This window comes from Exiguobacterium sp. K1 (genome assembly GCF_033721435.1).
GTDB lineage: Bacteria > Bacillota > Bacilli > Exiguobacteriales > Exiguobacteriaceae > Exiguobacterium_A > Exiguobacterium_A artemiae.
Window position 1 is genome coordinate 111,047 of the sequence record NZ_JAOTIT010000003.1, and the last position, 25,216, is coordinate 136,262.

At 47.8% G+C, this 25,216-nt stretch carries 26 protein-coding genes; 24 read left to right on the forward strand and 2 right to left on the reverse strand.

What is annotated here, in order from left to right:
* From yhbY to N7U64_RS08230, 7 genes are all read left to right on the forward strand, one after another.
* The gene (gene yhbY / locus N7U64_RS08200; protein WP_012369671.1) at positions 1-294 is read left to right on the forward strand and encodes a ribosome assembly RNA-binding protein YhbY; all 294 of its coding nucleotides are present in this window, start codon (positions 1-3) and stop codon (positions 292-294) included.
* Complete coding sequence (gene nadD / locus N7U64_RS08205; RefSeq protein WP_114596449.1) at positions 291-860, forward strand: nicotinate-nucleotide adenylyltransferase; 570 nt, start codon at positions 291-293, stop codon at positions 858-860. The genes yhbY and nadD overlap by 4 nt, the downstream gene beginning before the upstream one ends.
* Positions 850-1,425, forward strand: coding sequence for a bis(5'-nucleosyl)-tetraphosphatase (symmetrical) YqeK (gene yqeK, locus N7U64_RS08210; protein ID WP_318929289.1), 576 nt, complete (start codon positions 850-852; stop codon positions 1,423-1,425). Before nadD ends, yqeK begins: the two co-directional genes overlap by 11 nt.
* Positions 1,422-1,769, forward strand: a complete 348-nt coding sequence (gene rsfS, locus N7U64_RS08215) for a ribosome silencing factor (RefSeq protein WP_012369674.1) — start codon at positions 1,422-1,424, stop codon at positions 1,767-1,769. Before yqeK ends, rsfS begins: the two co-directional genes overlap by 4 nt.
* Positions 1,769-2,497 (forward strand): class I SAM-dependent methyltransferase, encoded by a 729-nt coding sequence (locus N7U64_RS08220; RefSeq protein WP_318929292.1) that lies wholly within the window; start codon positions 1,769-1,771, stop codon positions 2,495-2,497. The genes rsfS and N7U64_RS08220 overlap by 1 nt, the downstream gene beginning before the upstream one ends.
* 190 nt (positions 2,498-2,687) lie before the next feature.
* The gene (locus N7U64_RS08225; protein ID WP_214848170.1) at positions 2,688-3,305 is read left to right on the forward strand and encodes a helix-hairpin-helix domain-containing protein; all 618 of its coding nucleotides are present in this window, start codon (positions 2,688-2,690) and stop codon (positions 3,303-3,305) included.
* Positions 3,306-3,328: 23 nt separating this feature from the next.
* On the forward strand, positions 3,329-5,464 hold the full coding sequence (locus tag N7U64_RS08230) for a DNA internalization-related competence protein ComEC/Rec2 (RefSeq protein ID WP_413230431.1): 2,136 nt from the start codon (positions 3,329-3,331) through the stop codon (positions 5,462-5,464).
* 35 nt (positions 5,465-5,499) lie between these two features.
* Here the strand turns inward: N7U64_RS08230 and N7U64_RS08235 are convergent, their stop codons facing one another.
* Complete coding sequence (locus tag N7U64_RS08235) at positions 5,500-5,661, reverse strand: YqzM family protein (protein WP_012369678.1); 162 nt, start codon at positions 5,659-5,661, stop codon at positions 5,500-5,502.
* A 102-nt stretch (positions 5,662-5,763) separates the two neighbouring features.
* Between N7U64_RS08235 and holA the strand changes: the two genes are divergently transcribed.
* On the forward strand, positions 5,764-6,765 hold the full coding sequence (gene holA, locus N7U64_RS08240) for a DNA polymerase III subunit delta (protein WP_012369679.1): 1,002 nt from the start codon (positions 5,764-5,766) through the stop codon (positions 6,763-6,765).
* Between the two features lie 12 nt (positions 6,766-6,777).
* Positions 6,778-7,209 (forward strand): GNAT family N-acetyltransferase, encoded by a 432-nt coding sequence (locus N7U64_RS08245; RefSeq protein ID WP_012369680.1) that lies wholly within the window; start codon positions 6,778-6,780, stop codon positions 7,207-7,209.
* Positions 7,210-7,321: 112 nt separating this feature from the next.
* Here the strand turns inward: N7U64_RS08245 and rpsT are convergent, their stop codons facing one another.
* Positions 7,322-7,582: a 30S ribosomal protein S20 gene (gene rpsT / locus N7U64_RS08250; protein ID WP_012369681.1), complete on the reverse strand. Its 261-nt coding sequence runs from the start codon at positions 7,580-7,582 to the stop codon at positions 7,322-7,324.
* A 233-nt stretch (positions 7,583-7,815) separates the two neighbouring features.
* On the opposite strand from rpsT, the gene lepA reads away from it, so the two are divergent.
* The 15 genes from lepA (at position 7,816) to N7U64_RS08325 (ending at position 25,156) form a co-directional block, all read left to right on the forward strand.
* Entirely contained in the window at positions 7,816-9,639 is a 1,824-nt protein-coding gene (gene lepA, locus N7U64_RS08255) for a translation elongation factor 4 (RefSeq protein WP_318929299.1), read from the forward strand.
* 67 nt (positions 9,640-9,706) lie between these two features.
* A complete protein-coding gene (hemW, locus tag N7U64_RS08260; protein ID WP_318929301.1) occupies positions 9,707-10,852 on the forward strand; it encodes a radical SAM family heme chaperone HemW in 1,146 nt (381 codons plus the stop codon).
* Positions 10,853-11,160: 308 nt separating this feature from the next.
* Positions 11,161-12,198: a heat-inducible transcriptional repressor HrcA gene (hrcA, locus tag N7U64_RS08265; protein ID WP_214765997.1), complete on the forward strand. Its 1,038-nt coding sequence runs from the start codon at positions 11,161-11,163 to the stop codon at positions 12,196-12,198.
* 24 nt (positions 12,199-12,222) lie between these two features.
* Positions 12,223-12,789: a nucleotide exchange factor GrpE gene (grpE, locus tag N7U64_RS08270; protein WP_214765995.1), complete on the forward strand. Its 567-nt coding sequence runs from the start codon at positions 12,223-12,225 to the stop codon at positions 12,787-12,789.
* A 55-nt stretch (positions 12,790-12,844) separates the two neighbouring features.
* On the forward strand, positions 12,845-14,671 hold the full coding sequence (gene dnaK, locus N7U64_RS08275) for a molecular chaperone DnaK (protein WP_012369686.1): 1,827 nt from the start codon (positions 12,845-12,847) through the stop codon (positions 14,669-14,671).
* A gap of 133 nt (positions 14,672-14,804) precedes the next feature.
* Positions 14,805-15,911 carry a molecular chaperone DnaJ gene (gene dnaJ / locus N7U64_RS08280; protein WP_318929304.1) on the forward strand — a complete coding sequence of 369 codons (1,107 nt, stop codon included), beginning with the start codon at positions 14,805-14,807 and terminating at the stop codon, positions 15,909-15,911.
* 23 nt (positions 15,912-15,934) lie between these two features.
* Entirely contained in the window at positions 15,935-16,882 is a 948-nt protein-coding gene (gene prmA, locus N7U64_RS08285) for a 50S ribosomal protein L11 methyltransferase (protein WP_026829018.1), read from the forward strand.
* Positions 16,883-16,885: 3 nt separating this feature from the next.
* Positions 16,886-17,632, forward strand: a complete 747-nt coding sequence (locus tag N7U64_RS08290; protein ID WP_318929307.1) for a 16S rRNA (uracil(1498)-N(3))-methyltransferase — start codon at positions 16,886-16,888, stop codon at positions 17,630-17,632.
* A gap of 5 nt (positions 17,633-17,637) precedes the next feature.
* Complete coding sequence (gene mtaB / locus N7U64_RS08295; protein ID WP_318929308.1) at positions 17,638-18,972, forward strand: tRNA (N(6)-L-threonylcarbamoyladenosine(37)-C(2))-methylthiotransferase MtaB; 1,335 nt, start codon at positions 17,638-17,640, stop codon at positions 18,970-18,972.
* Positions 18,973-19,096: 124 nt separating this feature from the next.
* Positions 19,097-19,792 carry a 23S rRNA pseudouridine(2604) synthase RluF gene (gene rluF, locus N7U64_RS08300; RefSeq protein WP_318929310.1) on the forward strand — a complete coding sequence of 232 codons (696 nt, stop codon included), beginning with the start codon at positions 19,097-19,099 and terminating at the stop codon, positions 19,790-19,792.
* 60 nt (positions 19,793-19,852) lie between these two features.
* Positions 19,853-20,728 (forward strand): EamA family transporter RarD, encoded by an 876-nt coding sequence (rarD, locus tag N7U64_RS08305; RefSeq protein WP_214765993.1) that lies wholly within the window; start codon positions 19,853-19,855, stop codon positions 20,726-20,728.
* A gap of 22 nt (positions 20,729-20,750) precedes the next feature.
* A complete protein-coding gene (rarD, locus tag N7U64_RS08310) occupies positions 20,751-21,635 on the forward strand; it encodes an EamA family transporter RarD (protein ID WP_318929312.1) in 885 nt (294 codons plus the stop codon).
* Positions 21,636-21,711: 76 nt separating this feature from the next.
* A complete protein-coding gene (gene deoC / locus N7U64_RS08315; protein WP_012369694.1) occupies positions 21,712-22,377 on the forward strand; it encodes a deoxyribose-phosphate aldolase in 666 nt (221 codons plus the stop codon).
* Between the two features lie 155 nt (positions 22,378-22,532).
* Positions 22,533-23,510, forward strand: a complete 978-nt coding sequence (locus N7U64_RS08320; protein WP_318929314.1) for a BMP family ABC transporter substrate-binding protein — start codon at positions 22,533-22,535, stop codon at positions 23,508-23,510.
* Positions 23,507-25,156, forward strand: coding sequence for a methyl-accepting chemotaxis protein (locus N7U64_RS08325; RefSeq protein WP_318929316.1), 1,650 nt, complete (start codon positions 23,507-23,509; stop codon positions 25,154-25,156). The genes N7U64_RS08320 and N7U64_RS08325 overlap by 4 nt, the downstream gene beginning before the upstream one ends.
* The last annotated feature ends 60 nt before the right edge of the window (positions 25,157-25,216 follow it).

Genomic DNA, 25,216 nt, shown 5'->3' on the forward strand with positions numbered 1-25,216 from the left:
ATGTTAACAGGTAAACAAAAACGTTATTTACGCGCAACGGCTCACGACTTAAGCCCGATTTTCCAAGTCGGAAAAAACGGTGTTGGTGAAGCGATGTGTGCAGACTTGATGGATGCACTCGAAAAACGTGAACTTTTGAAAGTACAAGTGCTTCAAAACTGTGCCGACGCTCCGAAAGATGTCGCGGCTGAGCTCGTTGACGGAACGAATGCAGAACTCGTTCAAGTCATCGGAAAAGTCATCGTTCTCTACAAGGAATCGAAAGAGAATAAGACACTTCAATTACCGCGATGAAGATCGGTTTGATGGGCGGAACGTTTGATCCACCCCATATCGGTCATCTGCTGATTGCGGAACAAGCAAAAGAGCAACTTCAACTGGATGCGGTCTGGTTTTTGCCGGCAAAACTGCCTCCGCACAAACAATCGACCGTGACGAGTGCGGCGAAACGGCTGGAACTTGTCCGAGCAGCCGTCCGGGACAATCAGGATTTTTCAGTATCGGAGATTGAGTTCGAACGGGAAACGAAATCGTACACGTTTGATACAATCCGGGAACTGAAGAGACGTTATCCCGAGCATGCATTCTTTTTCCTGATTGGTGCGGATTCATTAGTCAGTTTAGGGACATGGCACCGGTCGGAAGAGTTGTACAAGGAAATCGAGTTCGGGGCAGTCGCACGTCCGGGCAGTCGTTATCTGATTCCGGAAGGTGCGCGTGTCACAGCAGTCGATATGCCGTTGCTTGAAGTCTCTTCGACCGATATCCGGCAACGGGTGGCGAGAGGACGCAGTATTCGTTATCTCGTTCCGGAACCGGTCCGACAATTAATCGAGGAGTGGAACCTCTATGCGACTTGAAGAAGCGAAACGAATCATTAAGGAAACATTGCCTGGAAAACGTTACATCCATACACTCGGTGTCGTCGAGACCGCCATTCAAATGGCACGACAATACGGAGTTCAAGAAGACAAGGCTGCTTTGGCAGCCATGCTGCACGATTATGCGAAATATCGGAATGTGTCCGAGATGCAACGTGTAGCAGTGGAACTTGGACTGGATGAATTACTCAATTATGATGAAGAATTATTGCATGCACCGGTCGGGGCAGAACTCGTCAAGCGGGAACTCGGGGTGGAAGACGCTGATATTTATCAAGCCATCGCCAACCATACGACGGGTGCTCCGAACATGCCGCTGCTCGATCAAGTCATTTTTGTAGCAGATGCGATTGAACCGAATCGTCATTATCCGGGTGTCGAACAGCTTCGGCAAATCGCGCAGGAAGATTTGACGCAAGCTGTCATCGCGACACTTGTTCAGACGATTTCATTTTTATGCAAAAAACAAACAGTGATTTTTCCGTTGACGATTGAGACGTATAATGCGTTCGTGCCGGAAAAACGAAAGGGGACCGTCCTATGACAGTCGAACAAGAATTAAAATTAATCGTAAATGCAATTGATGATAAGCGTGCCGAGGACATCGTCGTACTCGACATGTCGAGCATTTCACCGATCGCGGATTACTTCGTAATTTGTGAAGGGAACTCGGAAAAACAAGTGCAAGCCATCGCGCGTGAAGTGAAAGAAGTCGCGCACAAAAATGAATTACCGATCAAACGACTAGAAGGAATGGACGCGGCACGCTGGGTCCTCGCAGATCTTGAGAACGTTGTCGTTCATGTCTTCCACCGTGATGACCGTGATTACTACAACCTTGAGAAGCTATGGGCAGATGCTCCTAAAGTCGAAGTCGAGATTGACTAATGGCGTACGAACAGTTTGCGTATGTCTATGACGAACTGATGCAAGACGTCCCGTATCCCGAATGGGTCGCGTGGGTACTTGAACAGGTCGAGCCCGGCAAGCGAATTGCGGATATCGGTTGCGGAACCGGAACGGCAACCTTGTTACTGGCTGACCATTATGAAGTCACCGGTGTCGACTTATCGGAAGAGATGCTTGAAATTGCCCAAGAAAAAGCAATGGAGACCAATCGGCACGTTGATTTTTGGGTACAGGACATGCGGGAACTGGAATTGCCGGAACCGGTGGATTCGATAACGATTTTATGTGATTCCTTGAATTACTTGCAGACGGAAGCAGATGTCAAACAGACGTTCGATAGTGCAGCACGTTTGTTGACGGACGGTGGAAAGTTGTTGTTTGATGTTCATTCCCCGTATAAAATGGAGACGTTATTTAACGGGAAAACATACGCCACCCATGCCGAGCAAAGTTCGTATATCTGGTTCGCAGATCCCGGTGAAGAACCGTTATCGGTTGTCCATGAACTGACCTTCTTTATTGAAGGCGAGGACGGCCGGTACGATCGTGTCGACGAGACACATCATCAACGGACGTATCCGCCGGAACAATATATCACTTGGTTGCGCGAAGCAGGTTTTCGTGTATGTGCCGTAACCGGTGATTTTAAATCCGATGCACCAACTGAAACAGCCGAACGTATTTTTTTCGTTGCTGAAAAAATATAAAGGTCTCTAACCATCAACGAATCTCATGTTGATGGTTTTTTTGACGTTGTTTTCGGGTGAACCGATGGATGATTGAATCAAAGGGAAGAATAAAGGCGGTCAGGAGAGGCACGTCACCGGATAATGAAGATTAGTCCTGTTCAGAAGCGACGGAAAGATTGATACAGTCGAAGGGACAGGAGGGATATGGATGACGATTCCACGTTTACAGCAAGTAGCAACGATCACGGTTGTTCTCTTACTGCTCGTTGTCTTATTTGTTCCGCTGCCTTCATGTTCGAACGAAGCATTGGTTGAAAAACCGGCAGTCGTTGAACGAGAACAGGAAGCACAGGCAGAAGACCGTTCGGCGGATCAGACGCTCGTCCAGAAAAAAATCATGGTTGATATCAAAGGGGCGGTCAAACGGCCCGGTCCATACAGTTTTCGACTCGGTGATCGCGTTCAAGATGCCATTAAACGAGCGGAAGTGACGGCGGAAGCGGACATCAAACAACTTAATCTAGCAGCACGTTTAATTGACGGTCAGGAAGTGATTGTTCCGACTAGAAAAAAGGCCAAGTCATCCAAGAAGGCGGCACCGGAAACTTCTGAACAGGCAGAAATTCCGAAAGGACTGCTCGATTTAAACGCAGCGACAGAAGAACAGCTGCTGGAAGTGCCGGGAATCGGTCCTGCTAAAGCCGGTGCGATTCTACAATACCGGGAAGAAAAAGGCGGTTTTGCAACGTATGAAAATCTTGGAGATGTAAAAGGTTTCGGACCAAAGACACTTGAAAATCTGAAAGCATATCTCATTGTCTACTGATGCCGCTGTTTCCGTTGTTTTTTATGATCGGACTTATTGCCTTAAAGGAATCTCTGTGGCTGGTTGCAATCTGTTCAATGATTCTTATACTAAAGTCCTGGTCGATGTCGAGGTATTCTGTTTTGTCACTTTTAGGACTGACGGTCGTGTTTTTACTGAGTATGCCGACAGAACAGCCGCTTGCACCAATCACAGTCATCGATATTCTGGACGCGAAACAGAACGGGGACCGAATCCGGTATCTCGCAAAATCCCATAATCAACAAATCGTTGTCGCCGCCACATTGGATGAAAAAACAGAGAGCGACTATGAACGGATCGGACAACGCTGTGAAGTCGAGTTGGAAGAACGGCCGGTGTTGCCGAGAGTGAATCTGGGCGGATTTGATGAAGCCCGTTGGATGCGCACCGAACAGTTACGGGGGAAATATGAGGTCGTGAAATGGGGCAAATGCACCGAAACTCCCGGATTGGGAGCAAACGGGCGGCGGATTCGCCAGCAGTGGATGACACGGATTGAACAACTTCCGGTCAAACAAGCGTTGTATGTGGAAGCTTTAGTGTTAGGCGAAGACCGCTTAATGGATCAGATGACGATGGAACGCTTTAAAAAGTTCGGACTCCTGCATGCAATCGTCATCTCCGGTTCACATATTGCCTTTTTAATTTTGACGGTCTTGTGGTTCTTAAAAAAACTGCGGTTGACGCGGGAGCGGAGATTTGAATTTCTATTGTTGACTTTGCCGTTATATGGATGGTTGACAGAATGGAGTGCCCCGGTCACACGGGCGGTCTGTGTCGCGATGGTGTTGCTGTTTTGTCACCGGATCAACCGGCGGCCGGATCCTTTGTGGGTCGTCAGTTTGATTGGTGCGCTTCAATTGGCGATTTCGTATACATCTTTGTATGATGTCGGATTTCAACTGACTGTCGGACTAACGATTTTTCTGCTCCTGTCCCGTAAGATGTGGGAAAAAATCAAACGTCCTTGGAACTGGCTGCTGATCAGCCTCTGGGCTCAAATCATGACAAGTCTTGTGTTGCAGCTGGCGCAACAGACGGAAGTTTCGTTGTGGTCGCCATTATTGAACATTCTTCTTGGCGGGTGGATAGAATGGGTGATTTTACCGCTGTCTTTCCTGGTCGGTACCGCGGTACTGATTCCATCGTCCGATAATCTGATTCGTCTGCATGGTCAGGCGACGTCTTTTCTCGATCAAGCATTGGCTTGGGCGGAAAAGCTGCCTGTCCCGACGGTTGCTGTTCATCTTTTTTCGTTGCCCGTACTTCTGATCGGGACAGGAACCGTCCTTAGCGGCTGGTGGTTAGCCGAACGAAGATGGTTCGGGCATCTGGTCCCGCTGGTCGGCCTGCTTGCAGCAAGCCTCTATATGGACCATCAGACGCCGGAGCGAATTACCTTTCTTGATGTCGGACAGGGAGACAGTACGGTCATTGAAAAAGCGGGGGAAACGTTTGTCATTGATACAGGAGGAGCGTTTTCTTTATCCATCCGTCCGCCGTTACGACCGTTTGATCCGGGAGGACAAATCGTTGCCCCGTTTTTACATACACGGGGAGAAACACACATTGAAGGATTGGTCGTCACACATGCGGATCATGATCATATCGGCGGATTGGTCGGTCTCTTGCGGAAGATTCAAGTAGACACGGTTTATATGGGACAGTTTGATAATCAAGATCCGAAACGGCGCGCATTGATTGATCAGATTGAAGCGACAGGAACACGGATTCAATTCATTCATTCGGGACAACGGATTCGTCCCTGGCTCGAAGTGGTGGCTCCGGCAACAAACGCAGAAGAAGAAAATGACCGGTCGGTCGTATTGCTTGCCGATGTTGCGGGGAAGCGCGTCTTGCTGACGGGGGATGCCAGTATTGATCAAGAGGAGACGTGGTCCGTCCAGAAGGTCGATATTTTAAAAGCCGGTCATCATGGTTCGAAAACATCGACCGGAGAACAGCTTCTGCAGAAAACGGATCCGGATCTGGTTATCATTTCGGCAGGGCGGAACAACCGGTATGGTCATCCTCATCCGGAAGTACTGGAACGAACAAGAGACCGGACCGTCATGCGGACCGATCAATCGGGAATGATAACTTGTTCTGCAACGGGCTGTGAACCTATGCTAAAATAAAAAACAGCAACCCCCCAAGGTTGCTGTTTTATTGATTATAGGCTTAAGAATTTAATGACAACGCCAATGATGAACAAGACTGCGAAAAAGCCGAACGATGCGCCAAAACCGACCGCTGAGTCAAGCGCGTCATTACGTTTTGACTGAATGTCGTTTTCAAACGCATTCTCACTTGGTGGACGTACTGAATGTGCCATGCTGCATTCCCCCTAAAAATAGATTCCGCTTCTAGTATAGCGGAATAAAAGAGGATTATCTATGATGAAGTTAAGAACAAACTGTGAAATGTGGTGGGGAAGATGAAAACACCTTGGCTTGTCAACGGAAAACTGGCGAACCTTTATTTATTATATGGAACGGAACGACATCTTTTGGAAGAGTGGGAACGTGAAATCGTCAAAGCCGCTTTACCGGACGGTGAACGTTTTGACTACATGAAAATTGATTTAAACGACCAACCGCTCGACGCCGTCCTGGACGAAGCGGAAACCGTCCCTTTTTTAAGTGATTACCGTGTCGTCATTGCCAAACCGGCTACTTTTTTAACGGGTGCAAAGGATAAAAAAACACATAATGTGGAACGGTTAGCCGAATACATCGTTCAACCTGCCGATTATGCAGTGGTCGTGTTGATCGTCGAGGCGGAGAAACTGGATGAGCGGAAAACAATCGTCAAACGGTTAAAGGACCGGGCTGTCATACTCGAGGCGAAGAAACCGACGACGGAAGAACTGTTTCGTTTCGTGATGGATGCTGTTAACGACAAAGGATACCGGATGGAGCGGCCGGCTATCGAACGATTGATTTTTTTGACGGGTGAGATGTGGGCGACACTGACACGTGAACTGGATAAACTCATGCTGTATGCCGGGGATCATCCGACGATTGAACTGGAAGATGTTAATTTACTGGTGCCGCGGACGTTAGAGGATAACGTATTCCAATTGACGGATTATTTGATGAAACGACAACTGGAACCGGCGATCCGTTTGATTCGGGATCTTGAAAAACAGGGACAGGAAGTCTTGGCATTACTCGGGCTGATGGCACGCCAGTATCGGATGATGCTGTTGTCAAAACGTCTGGCGGAACAAGGATACGGGGAGCGGCAAATCGCGTCAAAAGTCGGAGCGCATCCTTATGCCATCAAACTGGCCTTACAGGCGGGGAAACGGTTTACGTTTGCGCAGCTGGAGCAGGCGTTGGTCGCCATTACGACGACGGATGAAGGGATGAAGACGGGCAGAGGAGACAAACGAATTTTGTTTGATGCCTTGATTGTGCGGCTCGCTACATTATAGGAGGCAAAACAGATGGAGATTCGAATCATTCAAGCACCTGAAGTCATTTCACTTCGACATGAAGTATTGCGCCCGAACCAACCAATTGAGATGTGTACGTATCCGGACGATCAACGGGAAGGCACCTTTCACCTCGGAGGGATCAAGGACGGACACATCGTCGCAGTCGGTACTTTCATACAGCGTTCCCATGAGACTTATCCGGAATTGACCTATCAATTACGGGGGATGGCGACAAGTCCTGCTGTCCGTGGTGAAGGGTATGGAAAAGCATTGTTGGAAGAGGCACGGAATCGACTGAAAGCACAAGGTGCAGACGGTTGGTGGTGTAACGCCCGACTCGTTGCCGTTCCTTTTTATGAGCGACTAGGTTTGACGGTGGCAAGCGAATCATTTGAGATTGAAGGAATTGGTCCGCATCATATCATGGTGGATCGTTTCTGAGAAAAAGTAAAACCATCTGACAAGACCGTCGGATGGTTTTTAAACATAAAAAAATCACCACCGGAGCAGGCTCCAGGTGGTGATTCAATCACTGTATTCCTTCAAGGAAGAATTAAAGTGCGTTTACGAGACGAGCGAGACGTGATTTGTCACGACCAGCTTTGTTGCTGTGGATAAGACCTTTAGCAGCAGCTTTGTCGATTTTCTTAGATGCTGTGTTGAAAGCTACGAGCGCTTGCTCTTTGTTGCCTTCAGTAGCGAAAGTTTCGACTGCTTTGATAGCTGAACGCATAGACGATTTACGTTGTACGTTAGCGACGCGGCGTTTTTCAGCTGTTTTAACACGCTTGATTGCTGATTTAATGTTAGCCATGGATGATTCACCTCCAAGAAAACTCATTCGAGATTTATATTCGCATATCTGCATTTATCGTTCAACAGAACAAACACAATTGTAGCAAACGTTTTTCTTAAAAGCAATAACAGCTCCAGTGTTTCTTTCGATTTTTGTTTTTCGGTAAAACAAAACGAGATGGTGCACCCCGTGTAATTTTTGGTATAATGAAGCGTATGTACGTTTGACTATAAGGTAAGGTGACTATAAACATGAATAATGCAGATCGTTTAAAGCGGCAAAAAAGTATTCGAAACTTCTCGATCATCGCCCATATCGACCACGGGAAATCGACACTTGCAGACCGCATTTTAGAAAAAACAGGTGCTTTGACATCACGTGAGATGAAAGATCAGACACTGGATGCCATGGATCTCGAGCGCGAACGCGGAATTACCATTAAATTGAACGCCGTTCAGTTGAAGTATACGGCAAAAGATGGTGAGGAATATATCCTCCATCTGATCGATACACCGGGACACGTCGACTTCACATATGAAGTTTCCCGTTCTCTTGCAGCCTGTGAAGGGGCGGTTCTCGTCGTCGATGCGGCGCAAGGGATTGAAGCTCAAACGCTTGCCAACGTATATTTGGCACTCGATAACGACTTGGAAATCCTGCCGATCATCAATAAGATTGATTTGCCTTCAGCAGACGTTGAACGTGTTCGTCAAGAGATTGAAGACGTAATTGGTCTGGATGCTTCTGAAGCTGTTCCGACATCCGCGAAAGCCGGTATCGGGATTGAAGAAATCCTTGAACAAATCGTGGCGAAAGTGCCGGCACCTACGGGTGATCCGGAAGCGCCGCTCGAAGCATTGATTTTTGATTCCTATTACGATGCATATCGTGGTGTCGTCGCGTCGATTCGTGTTGTCAACGGGACGGTGAAAATCGGTGACAAGATTCGGATGATGTCGACCGGAAAAGACTTTGAAGTCTTGGAACTTGCTGTCTCGACACCAAAACCACTTCGTCAAAAAGAATTAACGGTCGGAGACGTTGGAACGTTATCGGCTTCTATAAAGACAGTCGGCGATGTCCGCGTCGGGGATACAATTACTTTGGCGAAACAACCCGCGACAGAAGCTTTACCGGGATACCGGAAGATGAACCCGATGGTGTACTGTGGTCTCTATCCGATTGATGCGGCACGTTACAACGATTTACGCGAAGCACTCGAGCGTCTTCAATTAAGTGACGCAGCCCTTGAATTCGAGCCGGAAACATCACAGGCACTCGGATTCGGTTTCCGTTGTGGATTCCTTGGAATGCTTCATATGGAAATCATTCAGGAACGGATTGAACGCGAATTCAACATTGATATGATTACGACGGCGCCGTCGGTTATCTATCATGTCACAACAACTGCGGGAGAAGTGCTGCATGTTGATAACCCATCGAAGATGCCGGAACAGCAAAAAGTTGAGTTCATCGAAGAGCCGTACGTTAAGGCAGCCGTCATGACACCAAACGATTATGTGGGTGCCATCATGGAACTTTGTCAAAAGAAACGCGGAACGTTCATCGATATGGAATATATTGATACGACACGCGTTAAAATCACGTATGAACTGCCGTTATCGGAAATCGTCTATGATTTCTTCGACCAGTTGAAATCGAGCACAAAAGGTTATGCGTCGCTTGATTATGAATTGATCGGCTATCAGCAGTCGCGTCTCGTCAAGATGGACATCTTATTAAACAATGAAAACGTCGATGCACTGAGTTTCATCGTTCACCGTGATTTTGCGTATGAACGCGGGAAAGTCATCGTTGATAAATTAAAAGAACTCATTCCGCGGATGCAATTCGAAGTACCGATTCAAGCAGCCGTCGGAACGAAGATTGTCGCCCGTTCGACAATCAAAGCGTTGCGTAAGAACGTTCTCGCCAAGTGTTACGGCGGAGATATCTCGCGTAAACGTAAATTGCTCGAGAAGCAAAAAGAAGGTAAGAAACGCATGAAGATGGTAGGCTCGGTAGAGGTACCGCAAGAAGCCTTCATGTCGGTTCTGTCGATGGATGAAGATTAAAGAAGACACAAAGGGGGCGTTTCTGGCGCACCCTTTTTCTGTTTAAGGAAAGAAAGGATGAGGCGAAATGACACCACGCGCCGCATATGTCCACATTCCATTTTGTGAGCATATTTGTTATTACTGTGACTTTAATAAAGTCTTTTTAAAAAATCAGCCGGTTGCAGAATATCTGGATGCATTGGAACGGGAGATCGAACTGACGTTACAACACTATCCGACGGATCGGCTCGAAACGATCTTCATCGGTGGAGGAACACCGACTGCCTTAAATGAAGCTCAGATGCAACGATTGATGGATATCATTTCGAAGCACCTTCTGCCGCTGACGGATGCGACACTTGAGTATACCGTCGAATCGAATCCGGACGGCGTTTCGCCGGAAAAACTCGATATCATGAAAGCGGGCGGCGTCAACCGGGTCAGCTTCGGTGTCCAGTCATTTGACGACGGATTACTCGAACGGATCGGCCGGACGCACCGGGAAGCGAAAGTCGCAGAGACGCTCGATCATGCGGCAAAGCGCTTTGACAACATCTCGGTTGATTTGATGTTCGGCTTACCGAACCAAACGCTCGAGCAAGTCCGGTATGATGTCGAACGGGCATTACGTTTGCCGATCACGCATATCTCGTCGTACTCATTGATTCTTGAGCCGCATACCGTTTTTGCGATTCAAGAACGAAAAGGCAAGTTGCCGTTACCGACGCAGGACCTGGAGGCGGATATGTACCGCCTGATGATTGAAACGATTGAAGCCGGCGGATTGCAACAATATGAGATTTCAAACTTTTCCTTACCGGGTCGGGAAAGCCGGCATAACCGGGTCTACTGGGAAAACGACGAATATTATGGATTTGGCGCCGGTTCACACAGTTACATCAACAAAACACGCCGGGCAAACATCGCACCGATTCCGCACTATATCAAAGCAGAGGGTTTACCGGTCCGGAATGAGACGTCGTTGACGGAAGTGGAACGGATGGAAGAGGAGATGTTTCTTGGACTACGGATGAAAGAAGGAGTGTCGGAACAGCACTTCGAAGAGAAATACGGTTATTCGCTTGATTGGGTCTTCGGACAGACGATTGCGAAATTATTGCCGCGCGGACTCGTCGAACGGACAGCGACTCATCTCCGTCTGACGGACGCCGGTGTCCCGCTCGCAAACGAAGTGTTTGCCGAGTTCATCGGAGAAGCAGAAGTGGAATAATGGAACAGCAGGAAATAAAACGGCGCCGATACGAAAGTATCCGGACGCCGTTTTATTTTTTTGGTTTTCGTAAAAAGTAGGCGGTCGTACCGATGATCGCAATGAACACCCAAACGAACACACCGGCCATTGCAAACAGTTCGAGCATAGATCTCATCCTTTTCTTGTTTGTTTCACTGTATCGCAGAATGGGAAAGTCTTCAAAGGGTTCAGCAAATTGGTTGACATCATTTCGCCGATTCCTTATAGTAAAGATGTAATTAGCACTCGTTAAAAGTGAGTGCTAACAAAATAAGGTGGTGAAGAAGGTGCTGACGGATCGCCAATTGTTGATTTTACGTGCAATCGTCGATGATTATATCAAAACCGCTCAACCCGTCGGCTCACGGACGCTCTCGAAACGGAGTGACGTGACGTTCAGTTCCGCGACCATTCGAAATGAGATGGCGGACCTCGAAGAAATGGGATTGATTGAAAAGCCGCATACTTCTGCCGGCCGAATTCCATCCGAGCTTGGATATCGATTTTATGTCGATCATCTGATTCGTCCGGAAAGCATCTCACCGCAAGAGGCAAAAGCGTTAAAATCGTTATTTGCCCATTCCGTGAATGAAAATGATCGGTTAATCCGACATACAGCGGACTTGTTGAGCGAATTGACCCATTATACGACGCTTGTATTAGGTCCAAAAGAAGAAGGACAACGTCTCCATCATTTAGAGTTGATTCCCTTGGCGGAAGGACGTGTCGTCATCGTTCTTGTGACAGAAACCGGTCATGTTGAACATAAAACACTGCAGCTCGCGGAAGCCCTCTCACGTGAGGCAGCCAGCCGCTTGATGGAACGGTTGAACCAAACCCTACGCGGAACGCCGCTCAGTCAGTTGCGTCTTCGTCTGCTCGAAGAAATCAGACGGTTCCGTTCCGAACACTCGGAGCAGACGACCCTGCTGTCAAAAGCACTCGATATCGTCTTGACGGATCAGCATGAGGAACGTCCTTTGATTTATCTCGGAGGAAAAGCCAACATGTTTGATCAACCGGAATTTCAGGATGTCGCAAAACTGCGTCCGGTCCTAGAGTTGATCGAACAACAGGAAGCCTTGTTTGATTTCTTGAGTCCGAGTCTCGATAATCAGATTTTGATTACGATCGGCAGTGAAAATAACGTCGATGCCTTAAAAGACTGCAGCGTGATTCGCGCCCATTATTCCGTTGACGGCGTCTCACTTGGTACACTCGCCCTGATTGGGCCAAAACGGATGGATTATAATCGAGGCATCAATTCGATCATTCATCTTCTGCAAGCATTCCAAACCGAGTTGCGTAAAAACAGCTTGGATTGAATATAGAAAGGGGCTCGATTCAGAGTGGAAGAAAATAAGCAGAATCAAAACCTCAATACTGAAGAAACAACCGAGCAACAAACAGAAGCAGAAACAGTTGAAGTAACAGAAGAAGAGGTCGTCCAGGCGGATCTCGTTGAAGAACCGGCTGCACCCGACTTCGAAGCACAACTTGCGGAAGCAAAAGCATCGGAATTACGCCTTCGTGCGGATTTTGACAACTTTAAACGCCGTAACCGGATTGAAGCCGAAAACCGTGCGAAGTATTCTTCACAGACAATCGTCGAGAAATTGCTTCCATTGGTCGATAATCTTGACCGTGCGCTTCAAATCGAATCGGACAACGAAGAGACAAAATCTGTCCTTGCCGGTGTCGAGATGGTCAAACGCCAATTGGTGGAAACACTTCAAAACGAAGGCGTCATCGAGATTCCAGCAGTCGGGGAAACCTTTGATCCGAACCTGCACCAGGCAGTCGTTCAAGAGCCGAGTGAAGAACACGAATCAGGTGTCGTCACAGCGGAATTCCAAAAAGGATACAAATTACACGATCGTGTCATTCGTCCAAGTATGGTCAAAGTCGCAGAATAATCTACGTTTCGATCTGATGTAACACTACTAACTATTCGAAGGTGAGGAATTTATCATGGCAAAAATCATTGGTATTGACTTAGGAACAACAAACTCATGTGTCGCAGTAATGGAAGGCGGAGAGCCAGTCGTCATCGCAAACGCTGAAGGAAACCGGACGACACCATCTGTCGTTGCTTTCAAAAACGGCGAGCGTCAAGTCGGGGAAGTCGCAAAACGTCAAGCCATCACAAACCCGAACACAATCATGTCGATCAAACGTCATATGGGTACAGACTATAAAGTTGAAGTCGAAGGCAAGGACTACACACCACAAGAAGTATCTGCCATCATTCTTCAAAAACTCAAAGCACAAGCGGAAGACTACCTCGGTGAAAAAGTAACGGAAGCGGTCATCACGGTTCCTGCTTATTTCAACGATGCAGAACGCCAAGCAACAAAAGACGCAGGAACAATTGCTGGTCTTGACGTCAAACGGATCATCAACGAGCCGACGGCAGCAGCACTTGCTTACGGTCTTGAAAAAGGCGAAGACCATACGATCCTCATCTATGACCTAGGTGGCGGTACATTCGACGTTTCGATCCTCGAACTCGGAGACGGTGTTTTCGAAGTAGTTTCAACTGCCGGTGACAGCCGTCTTGGTGGAGATGACTTTGACCAAAAAATCATCGACCACTTGGTTGCAGAATTCAAAAAAGACAACGGCATCGATCTTGCCCAAGATAAAATGGCGCTTCAACGTCTAAAAGATGCTGCTGAAAAAGCGAAGAAAGATCTTTCAGGTGTCTCTTCGACACAAATCAGCCTTCCGTTCATCACGGCTGGCGCAGCAGGTCCACTTCACCTTGAAATGACATTGTCACGTGCGAAATTCGACGATTTAACAGCTGATCTCGTAGAACGGACGATGGCTCCAACACGTCGTGCCCTCAGCGATGCTGGCATGACACCGGACAAAATCGACAAAATCATCCTCGTCGGTGGATCAACACGTATTCCTGCGGTTCAAAAAGCTGTTCAAGACTTCACAGGCAAAGAATCGTTCAAAGGGGTTAACCCGGATGAAGTCGTTGCCCTCGGAGCAGCGGTCCAAGGTGGCGTATTGACAGGGGACGTCAAAGACGTTGTCCTTCTCGACGTAACACCACTCTCACTCGGAATCGAAACAATGGGTAGCGTGATGACGAAACTGATCGACCGTAACACGACGATCCCGACTTCGAAATCACAAGTCTTCTCAACTGCTGCTGACAACCAGCCAGCCGTTGACATTCATGTTCTTCAAGGCGAACGTCCAATGGCGTCAGACAACAAAACGCTCGGTCGTTTCCAATTGACGGACATTCCGCCAGCACAACGCGGTGTGCCGCAAATCGAAGTTAAATTCGATATCGATGCAAACGGAATCGTTAACGTATCAGCGAAAGATCTTGGTACGAACAAAGAACAATCGATTACAATCCAATCATCAAGCGGCTTGACTGAAGCGGACATCGACCAAATGGTCAAAGATGCAGAAGCAAACGCAGATGCTGATAACAAACGTAAAGAAGAAGTAGAACTTCGTAACGAAGCGGATCAACTCGTCTTCGCAACAGATAAAGCAGTCAAAGATCTTGGCGAGCAAATTGACGCAGCAGATAAAGAAAAAGCGGAAGCGGCAAAAGAAAAAGTCACAACTGCACTCGCAGGAACAGACGTCGAAGCCATTCGTTCTGCAAAAGACGAATTATCAACGGTTGTTCAAGAATTGACACAAAAAGTCTACGAAAACATGGCTCAACAACAAGCGGGCGCTGAAGGTGCGCAAGCCGGCGGACAAGATGACAATGTCATGGACGCTGAATTTGAAGAAGTCGACGACAAAGACAACAAATAAGTAACCGACCGATTTTTCGGGCGCTAGAGAGAGCCAAAGCGTAATCCGCGCTTTGGCTCTTTCCATGTCGCCTGAAGTTCGGTAAAATCAAACAGTATGAAATGAATCGGACCTAAAGAGAGGAAGAATGCACGTGGAAAAACGCGATTATTATGAAGTGTTAGGCGTCGCGCGCGATGCCTCAGCAGCAGAGATTAAACGAGCTTACCGAAAACTAGCCCGGACGTATCATCCGGATGTCAATAAAGAGGCGGATGCCGATCAAAAATTCAAAGAGCTGTCGGAAGCCTATGAAGTCTTGTCAGACGACAATCAACGTGCCCGTTACGACCAGTTTGGTCACCAGGACCCATCGCAAGGCGGCGGTGGCTTTGGTGGAGCAGAAGGGTTCGGCGACATCTTTGATATGTTCTTCGGTGGCGGACGCCGTCAAGATCCGAATGCCCCGCGTAAAGGGCAGGATTTACAATATGTCGAAGAAATCGACTTCATGGAAGCTTTCTCCGGTGTCGAGAAAGTCATTACGATTCCGGTCGAAGAAGATTGCGGAACGTGTCACGGTTCAGGTGCTAAACCGGGAACACATCCGGAAACATGTAAACGTTGTGGTGGATCAGGACACATCAACGTCGAGCAAAATACGATGTTTGGACGTGTTGTCAATCAAACGACGTGTTCGACATGCCACGGTCGTGGACAAATCGTCAAAGAACCATGTGAAACATGCCGCGGAGCCGGTCGTGTCCGTAAAAATAAAGATGTCCGCGTCAAGATTCCAGCCGGGATCGATAATGGGCAACAGATCCGTCTAGCAGGTAAAGGCGAAGCCGGCGTCAACGGCGGACCATTCGGTGATTTGTATGTCGTCGTCCGTGTTCGGGAACATGAATTATTTGAACGCGTTGATGACCATATCGTCATGGATATGCCGCTCACTTTCGCACAAGCGACACTTGGCGATGAAATCGAAGTACCGACTGTTCACGGGAAAGTCAGCTTGAAAATTCCGGCCGGTACACAAACCGGTTCACGGTTCCGTCTGCGTGGCAAAGGAATGCCAAACGTCCGTTCAGGCCATCACGGGGATCAGTATGTCAATGTCGTCATCATCACACCAAAACATCTGACGGATCGTCAAAAAGAACTGCTTCGTGAGTTCAACGAAATCAGTGATGAAAAAGGTGTCGAAGAACAACACGAAGGCGTATTCAGCCGCATCAAAACATTCTTTACAGGGTGATCACTAAAGGAGCGTGACAGGAAATGAAATGGTCAGAAGTCTGTGTCCATACGACACAAGAAGCAATCGAAGCAGTCTCGAACATCTTACATGAAGCAGGAGCAAGTGGTGTCGTCATCGAGGACGTCGAAGATTTCGAAATGATGTCACATCGTGAAGATAACTTTGGTGAGATTTGGGATGAGAAGAAGCGCGACGAATACCCGGACAGCGGTGTACTCGTCAAAGCGTATCTTGCGGAAAGCAGTGATTTGACGGATACGATTAAAGGAATCGAACGCGACATTCAGATGCTGACGAAATTCGGACTGACGATTGGTGCAGGAACTGTCACGCTGACACAAGTCGATGAAGAAGACTGGGCCCATTCGTGGAAACAGTTTTATAAACCGGTTAAAATCAGCCGTCATCTGACGGTCGTTCCGATGTGGGAAGACTACACACCGCAACCGGATGAAAAGATCATCGAACTCGATCCCGGGATGGCCTTCGGGACGGGAACGCATCCGACGACAGTCCTCTGTATCCAGGCGATTGAAAATTATCTGAAAGACAACGACCGTGTCGTCGATGTCGGAACAGGTTCAGGTGTTCTGGCGATTGCAGCAGCCAAACTCGGCGCCAAAGATGTTTTTGCGCTTGATTTGGATGAAGTGGCGGTTCGTTCGGCAACAGATAATGTGGCGTTAAACAAAGTCAGCCAGCAAGTCACGGTCCGTCAAGGTGATTTAATGAAAGAACTCAAAGAACCGGTTGAGTTGATCGTCGCGAACATTTTAGCCGAAGTCATCCTACTGTTCGTCAACGATGCCTATGAACTGACATTGCCGGGCGGCCACTTCATCGCTTCCGGTATCATCGGTCAGAAAAAAGATATGGTGCGTGACGCAATGGTCGCTGCCGGATTCACGATCGTTGAGACGACGAAACTCGAAGACTGGGTCGCGATTATCGCGAAACGCGAGGCGTAAGCGATGCAACGATATTTCGTCGAACAGACCGCCCGTGCGGGAAATACCTTTACACTGTCAAAAGACGACGCGCATCACATGAAAAATGTCATGCGGATGGATGTCGGAGATGAGATTTTAGTGTTAGACGGCACAGGACTGTTTCGTTGCCGGATCGAGCAGTTGGACAAGCAAACAGCCGTCGCGGAGATCGTCGAAGAACTGCCGATTGATACGGAACTGCCGATTCATGTCACAATTGCTTATGCCCTGCCGAAAGGGGATAAAGTGGAGCTCGTTGCCCAAAAAGCGACAGAGCTTGGCGTCAGTCGGCTGCTTGTGTTTGAGTCGGCCCGTTCGGTCTCAAAATGGGATGCGAAAAAGATTCCGAAGAAGCTCGAACGTCTTCAAAAAATCAGCAAAGAAGCAGCTGAACAATCCTACCGGGCACACTTGCCGACGGTTGAGTATGTGACGTATGATGAAGTCCTACACCGTGCAGCTGACTATACAGCGTGTCTGATTGCTTACGAAGAATCGGCGAAAGAGGGAGAGGCGGCAGCCTTTGCTTCGACGTTGTCCCGGCTTCAGTCCGGCGACTCTTTATTGGTTGTAATCGGTCCGGAAGGTGGACTGACGGAAACAGAAGTAACGCGGTTAACCGCTGGCGGTTTCGTGCCGGCATCACTCGGACGACGGATTTTGCGGACGGAAACGGCACCACTCTACGTCCTATCCGCCGTATCGTATCATTTTGAATTGAAAGGGTGAGTGAAATGGCAACGGTAGCCTTTCAAACGCTTGGTTGTAAAGTCAATCATTACGAGACAGAAGCCGTCTGGCAACTGTTCAAGGATGCGGGATATGGACGTGTCGACTTTGCAGATCATGCCGACGTTTACGTCGTCAATACATGTACAGTAACGAATACGGGCGACAAGAAGAGCCGGCAAGTCATTCGACGGGCCATCCGTCAAAATCCGGACAGTGTCATCTGTGTCACAGGTTGTTATGCGCAGACGTCACCGGCTGAAATCATGGCGATTCCAGGCGTCGATGTCGTCGTCGGCACCCAGGACCGGCATAAGATGATTGGTTATATCGAACAGTTCCGTGAAGAACGGATGCCAATCAACGCTGTCGGTAACATCATGAAAGCGAAAGTCTATGAAGAACTCGACGTGCCGGCCTTTACCGACCGGACACGGGCTTCCTTGAAGATTCAGGAAGGATGCAACAATTTCTGCACATTCTGTATCATTCCTTGGGCACGCGGTCTGATGCGTTCGCGCCAACCGGAAGATGTCCTGAAGCAGGCGCAACAGCTTGTCGATGCAGGATACAAAGAGATTGTCCTGACCGGCATTCATACAGGCGGTTACGGGGAAGACCTAAAAGACTATAACTTGGCGAAATTATTAAAAGCGCTGGAATCCGTGACAGGTCTCGAACGGCTTCGGATTTCGTCCATTGAAGCGAGTCAAATCACGGATGAAGTGCTGGATGTTCTTAAAGATTCACCAATCGTCGTCCGTCATCTCCACGTTCCGATTCAATCGGGATCGGATACGGTCTTACGCCGGATGCGCCGGAAATATACGATGGCAGAGTTCGGAGAACGGATTACGCGTCTGAAGGAAGTTCTGCCGGATTGTGCGATTACGTCTGACGTCATCGTCGGTTTCCCAGGCGAGACGGAAGAAGAGTTCATGGAGACGTTTAACTTCATCAATGATCATAAGTTCAGCGAACTGCATGTCTTCCCGTACTCGAAGCGGACCGGAACACCGGCTGCGATGATGGACGATCAGGTCGATGAGCAGGTGAAGGAGCAACGCGTCGCGCGTCTGATTGCGTTGTCAGATCAGCTGGCAAAGGAATATGCGTCGAAGTACGAAGGAGAACTGCTGGAAATCATTCCCGAAGAATTTTCGGAAGAGGCAGGCGGTCGTCTGGTCGGTTATACAGACAATTACTTACGTGTCGCGATTGAAGGAGACGAGTCACTGATTGGTCAACTCGTTCGCGTCAAAATCATAAAAGCGGGTTATCCGATGAATGACGGACAATTCGTCCGCGTCATGGAAACGTTAAAAGAGCAAGCGATTTAAAAGGGATTCGCCTTCCGGTTACAGGAAGGCGGATTTTATTTTACAGTCTGATAAATTCTTTTGTTTTCAAGGAACGGATACGCTACACTGAGTAAAGATTACACAAGAGAAAGAGGATAAGGATATGCGAATTAATAAATTCATCAGTGAAACAGGATATTGTTCCCGCCGGGCAGCCGATAAGCTGGTCGATGCAGGACGTGTCACCATTAACGGCAACGTCGCCGAGCTCGGCTCGCAAGTCGAAAAAACGGATGCTGTCGAAATTGACGGACAGCCGCTTCAGGCAAAACCGGATCTCGAGTACTTGATTTTAAACAAACCGGTCGGTATCACGTGTACGACGGAACGTGACATCGAAGGCAACATCATTGATTTCGTCAATCATCCGAGCCGGATTTTCCCGATCGGACGACTTGATAAAGACTCGGACGGCTTGATTATCCTGACGAACGACGGGGATATCGTCAACCGGATTTTACGGGCGGAAAACAATCACGATAAAGAGTACATCGTGACGGTCGATGCACCGATTACGGAAACGTTTATCGAAGGCATGGCGGGCGGCGTCGATATTCTCGGGACGACGACGAAGGAATGTGTCGTCGAACAGCTCGAGTCGCGGACGTTCCGAATCGTTTTGACGCAAGGCTTGAACCGGCAAATTCGCCGGATGTGTAAAGAGTTTGGTTACCGTGTCAAACGTCTGCAACGCGTCCGGATCATGAACATCGAACTCGGTGATTTACCGATTGGAGAATGGCGCGATTTGACGGAGTTGGAAATGAAAACATTGTTCGAGACACTCGATCAACAATAAGCTGAAAAAAGTCGCCATGATGATGGCGGCTTTACTTGTATACATGGAAGGGGGTTCATCGTGGATAAACGGGGAATGAGTGCGACGTTCGTCGCCTATGTGATTGGGGGCTTATTGCCGATCTACAAACTGTTTGCGGATCACGTACCGGCATGGACGGTCGTCTCGATTCGCATCATCAGTGCTTTTATTTTTGTTACGTTATTACTGCGATTGACCGGGAAATTTAAGCACGTCAAACAACTTTGGCAAAGTAAACGTCAACGCAATACCGTCCTTGCAGCAGGACTTGTCCTTGGCGGGAACTGGACCTTGTATTTGTACGCAATCGGCGAAGGGTATCTTGTCGAGTCGTCCCTCGGCTATTACATTAATCCGCTCGTCAGTGTCCTGTTCGGTTTATTATTTTTCGGAGAACGTCTGAACCGGGCTCAACTCTTTGCAATGGCGAGTGCCGTTACAGGTGTTTTGATTCTGACATTCGGATACGGAAAGTTTCCGATCATCGCATTTTCACTCGCCATTTCGTTTGCTTTTTATGGAGTTCTGAAAAAGAAGGCGGCGGCAGAACCGTTATCCGGTCTGTTTCTTGAGACACTCGTGACGTTACCGTTTGCCGTGCTGACGCTTGGTCTGACCGGAGCAAATCCGATTGCCTTGCCGACGGAAGCACTGTTTGCCATCGTCATGCTTGGCGTAGCGACGGCGGTCCAATTGATGTTGTTCGGATACGGAATGCCGAAAATTCCGTTCGTTTACGTCGGGATTTTACAATATATCGCCCCGACCTTGACCCTGATTCTTGGTGTCTTTTTATTCAATGACGTCTTTACACCGGTTCACTTCATCGCCTTCCTGTTCATATGGCTGGCTGTCGCGTTATTTACAATCAGTGGGATATCGAATGGACGGATGAAAATGAAAAAAGTATCGTGATCGAGAAATGAGGAAATGAATCATGAATAAATCAGGTTTTTTCGCGACATTAGCCGCCTATGTCATTTGGGGATTGTTGCCGATTTACTGGAAACTGCTTGCGACCGTCTCGAGTGAGGAGATTTTAGCACACCGGATCGTCTGGTCGTTTATTTTCTTATTGTTATTATTATCACTTCAAAAAGCATTGCCGAAGTTTACCGGTGCGCTGAAGAATCCCTTTACCCGGCGTCTGTTTTTCCTGAACGGGCTGATCATCAGCATGAACTGGTTCATTTACATTTGGGCGGTCAATCATAATTTTATCGTCGAAGCATCGCTCGGGTATTACATCAATCCCATCGTCAGCATCATCTTTGGGGTTTTCTTTTTCCGTGAAAAGTTATCGAGGATTGAATGGCTCGCGATTTTTCTCGCAACAATCGGCGTCTTGATCCTGACAATCGGTTACGGAAAGTTCCCTTGGATTTCTCTCGCTCTGGCCTTCAGCTTTGGTTTTTACGGTGTCGTCAAAAAGCAACGGCCGCTTGAGTCAACCGTCAGTCTGACGATCGAAACCCTGGCTCCGTTACCGATTGCTTTATTATTTTTAGGATACATGGGGGTCAGTGGACAAGAGACCTTTACATCTTCTCCGTTTGTGATGATCGGACTCTTTTTGACTGGTATCATTACCGCTGTTCCGCTGTTATTGTTCGGATTTGGAGCGCAACGGATTCCGTTTACGGTTGTTGGTTTTCTGCAATTTGTTGCTCCGACCTTGTCGCTTGCGATCGGTGTTCTTCTGTATAACGAACCCTTTACGAAAACACACTTGATTGCGTTTACATTCATTTGGTCGGCGGCACTCGTCTTTACATTAAACGGTTTGCTGATTCGAAAAAAACAGCTGCGAAAAGTCGCGTAAAAAGATAGAAGTCTGACCTCTCGCGTGATAGAATGGAAACAGAGTCTAAGGGATACCCTTAAGGAGGAACTGAATCATGAATTTAGCAGGAATGATCGACCATACCGCTTTAAAAGCAGAAACATCACGTGCTCAAATCGAAACACTTTGTAAAGAAGCGCTCGAATACAAATTTGCCAGTGTTTGTGTCAACCCGACAAACGTAGCACTTGCAGCAGAACTCTTGAAATCAGACGATGCAGTCAAAGTATGTACAGTCATCGGCTTCCCACTCGGTGCAAACACACCGGAAGTAAAAGCATTTGAAACACAAGATGCCATCAAAAACGGCGCAACAGAAATCGATATGGTCCTAAATATCGGTGCATTAAAAGACGGCGACCTTTCACTCGTTGAACGCGACATTCGCGCAGTTGTCGAAGCGGCAAACGGCACACTCGTCAAAGTCATCTTTGAGAATTGCCTCTTAACAAAAGAAGAAATCAAAACAGCTGCTGAGTTATCAGTCAAAGCAGGAGCAGATTTCGTTAAGACATCTACTGGTTTCTCGACAGGTGGCGCAACGGTGGAAGATATCCGTCTCATGCGCGAAACAGTCGGACCTGACATCGGTGTCAAAGCTTCAGGCGGCGTTCGTGATTTTGAAGGAGCAAAAGCAATGATCGATGCTGGCGCAACACGCATTGGTGCTTCTGCCGGAATTGCTATCGTTACAGGTGGAACTTCAGACAGCGACTATTAATTTAATTTGATAAAACCAGCGTGTCCTTTTTGCAACAGTTGTTGTAAAAAGGACACGCTTTTTGTTTTAAAACAATTCTGAATTTGATTTTTGGGTTAAGAAGTCAGACAACCTTTCCGATAATCCATTGTAGAACAGTGAAGGGAAGTGGAAATATGTCAAAACGATTCAGTTTGTCCATACTAGCATTGACAATCGGTCTGGCAGGTTGTGGAAGTATCATCGATGATCCGCAACAAGCAGTGAAGGAGCGTCGGAAAATGGCAGTCGTCTTATCCGATGTCGGATTAGGGGATCAATCATTCAGTGATGCAGCCATGAGCGGTATGTCCTTACTGCGTGAAAAAGAAGACTGGTTCATTGATTATAGAGAATTGAGCGAAACAAAATCATATGAAGCGGCATTTGCCACATTAGCGAAACAACAGCCGACCGTTGTCGTCGGTCTTGGTTTTATGGGACAGGCAGACTTGGAGAAAGTCGCTAAACAGTATCCCAAACAGCAGTTTGCATTGATTGATGCCGTGTCAGAACTACCGAATGTATTATCTGTCACATTTAAAGAGGATGAAGGCAGTTATCTGGCAGGGGCAGCGGCAGCGATTCAGTCTGACAGTGAAACAATTGGTTTTATCGGCGGCATGAAATCACCGCTCATTGAGAAGTTTGAAAAAGGATACAGAGCCGGTGCCACAGCCGTCAATCCGGATATCCGTGTCCTTGTCGATTATGCGGAAGACTTTGCGGCACCGGATAAAGGACGTGAGCTCGCCAATGCCCAAATGAAAAAAGAGGCGGATGTCTTATATGCGGCAGCAGGACTGACAGGCAGTGGTGTTCTGGAAGCGGCACAAGAAAAAGGAAATAAGGCGATTGGTGTCGACAGTGATCAAACGGCAATTGCACCGGATGCAGTCATGACGTCGATGTTAAAACAGGTCGATCTTGCGATTACGAAAATTGGTGACAGTGTCAAAGCATCAGGTCTTCAATCCGGTCAAATCGTGTTAGGGGTCAAAGATGGAGCGATTCAATTGGCACCGATTCGAAATGCCAACTTCACACCAAAAGAACTGCAACAGCTCGAACAATTGAAACAAGACATACTGGAAGGCAAGGTGAAGGTCCAATGACGTTACGACAACGATTTTTGGTTTCGACACTCGTGACGATTGTCAGTGTTGTCGCTTTAATGGGCTGGACGTTATTTGAACTGCGTCAAATCCAGTCCTACAACGAGGATTACGGAAAGCAACTGGTCGAGATTTCAGAACTGGAGACTAAGTTACTGTATGAGCAGGCAGCCTGGAACCGGTTAGCGAGTCAGCCTTCAGAAAACCAAAAAGAACAGGCACTTGCCTTAAGTGAAAAAAATGAAAAAGCGCTCGATTCATTACAAAAAACGTATTTGATTGACCGGTTTAAACCCGATTTGAATCGTGCCAAAATGAAGTATACGGTCTTGGCAGAGAAACGGACGACATTATTAAATAAGCTCGATCCAATCGAGATCCGCTCCCACGCAGCCCAGGTAGAAGGCGTATTAAGTGACTTGTATACGTTACATACGAAAAACGGTGAATTTTACGATGTCCTGCAACAAGAAGCGAAAGATAAAACGTTGAATCTGACACGCTCGGTTTTAATCGCGACATTCATCCTTCTGATCGCGTTAGCACTCTACAATTGGTATTTCGCCCGGAGCATCACCCGTCCGATCAGCCGGGTCGTTAAAACGGCGGAACAGATTTCGCAAGGGGATGTTTCACAACAACTGCAGGTGTCAGGGCGGACGGATGAAATTGGCCGTCTCGAATCAGCAATCGCCCAAATGCAAGGGACATTGCATGGTGTCATCGGAACAATCAGTCAAACATCGACGACCATCAATCAGATGAGCGAACAAGCGACAGCTGAAAATGCCAATATCGTCGAAGTATCCGGAAACATGACACATGCCATCAATGAAATGGCCAGTGGTACACAAACTGTCTCAGATGACTTACAAACGACAGTCAGCACGATCACGGATATGAGTACATTGTTTGAACAAAGTGAACAACGGGCACAACAGGCGTTGAGTCAAGGGCAACTCGCCGATACGACGATGGGGAAAAGTGCCACCATCATGCAGGAACAAGCGGCATCACTGGCGACGGCTACTCTCCAAAATCAGGAGCTTGGTCATAAGTTGGCTGGATTCTTACAACAAACACAGCAAATCGAACAGATGGCGCAACTCGTCTCAAGTGTCTCGGCACAAACGAATTTACTATCATTAAATGCTGCGATCGAAGCGGCACGGGCAGGAGAAGCAGGACGCGGTTTTGCTGTCGTGGCGAGTGAAGTGAAAAAGCTGGCGGATGAAACCCATCAAGCAACCCGCTCTATTTTCTCACTCGTTCGTTCAATTCGGGCAGACGGAGCAATTTTGCAGGAAGCGTTACTTCAATCTGAAAAAGAACAAGCACATCAGGTCCAAAACTTTGCTGAGGTGACAGCGGCATTCGAAGAAACCCGTGGTCACGTGACGGATGTAACAGAAGCCGTCCAGTTCATGACGACACAGTTACTTCAATCGAAAGACCAAGCCAATCAAGTGGTCAATCAGGTCAGCTCAGTCAGTGGCGTGATGGAAGAACTGGCCGCGGGGAATGAAGAAGTGGCGGCGTCGATGCGTGATCAGCAAGCATCATTCGAACAAATTCATCAACTGATGCTGGAACTGGAACAAACGACGACTTCACTCGATCAACAAACCAGCCAGTTCAAACTGTAATTCAAAAAGAAACATCAAAAAATCCCTCATCGGAGTTATTCCGGTGAGGGATTTTGCATC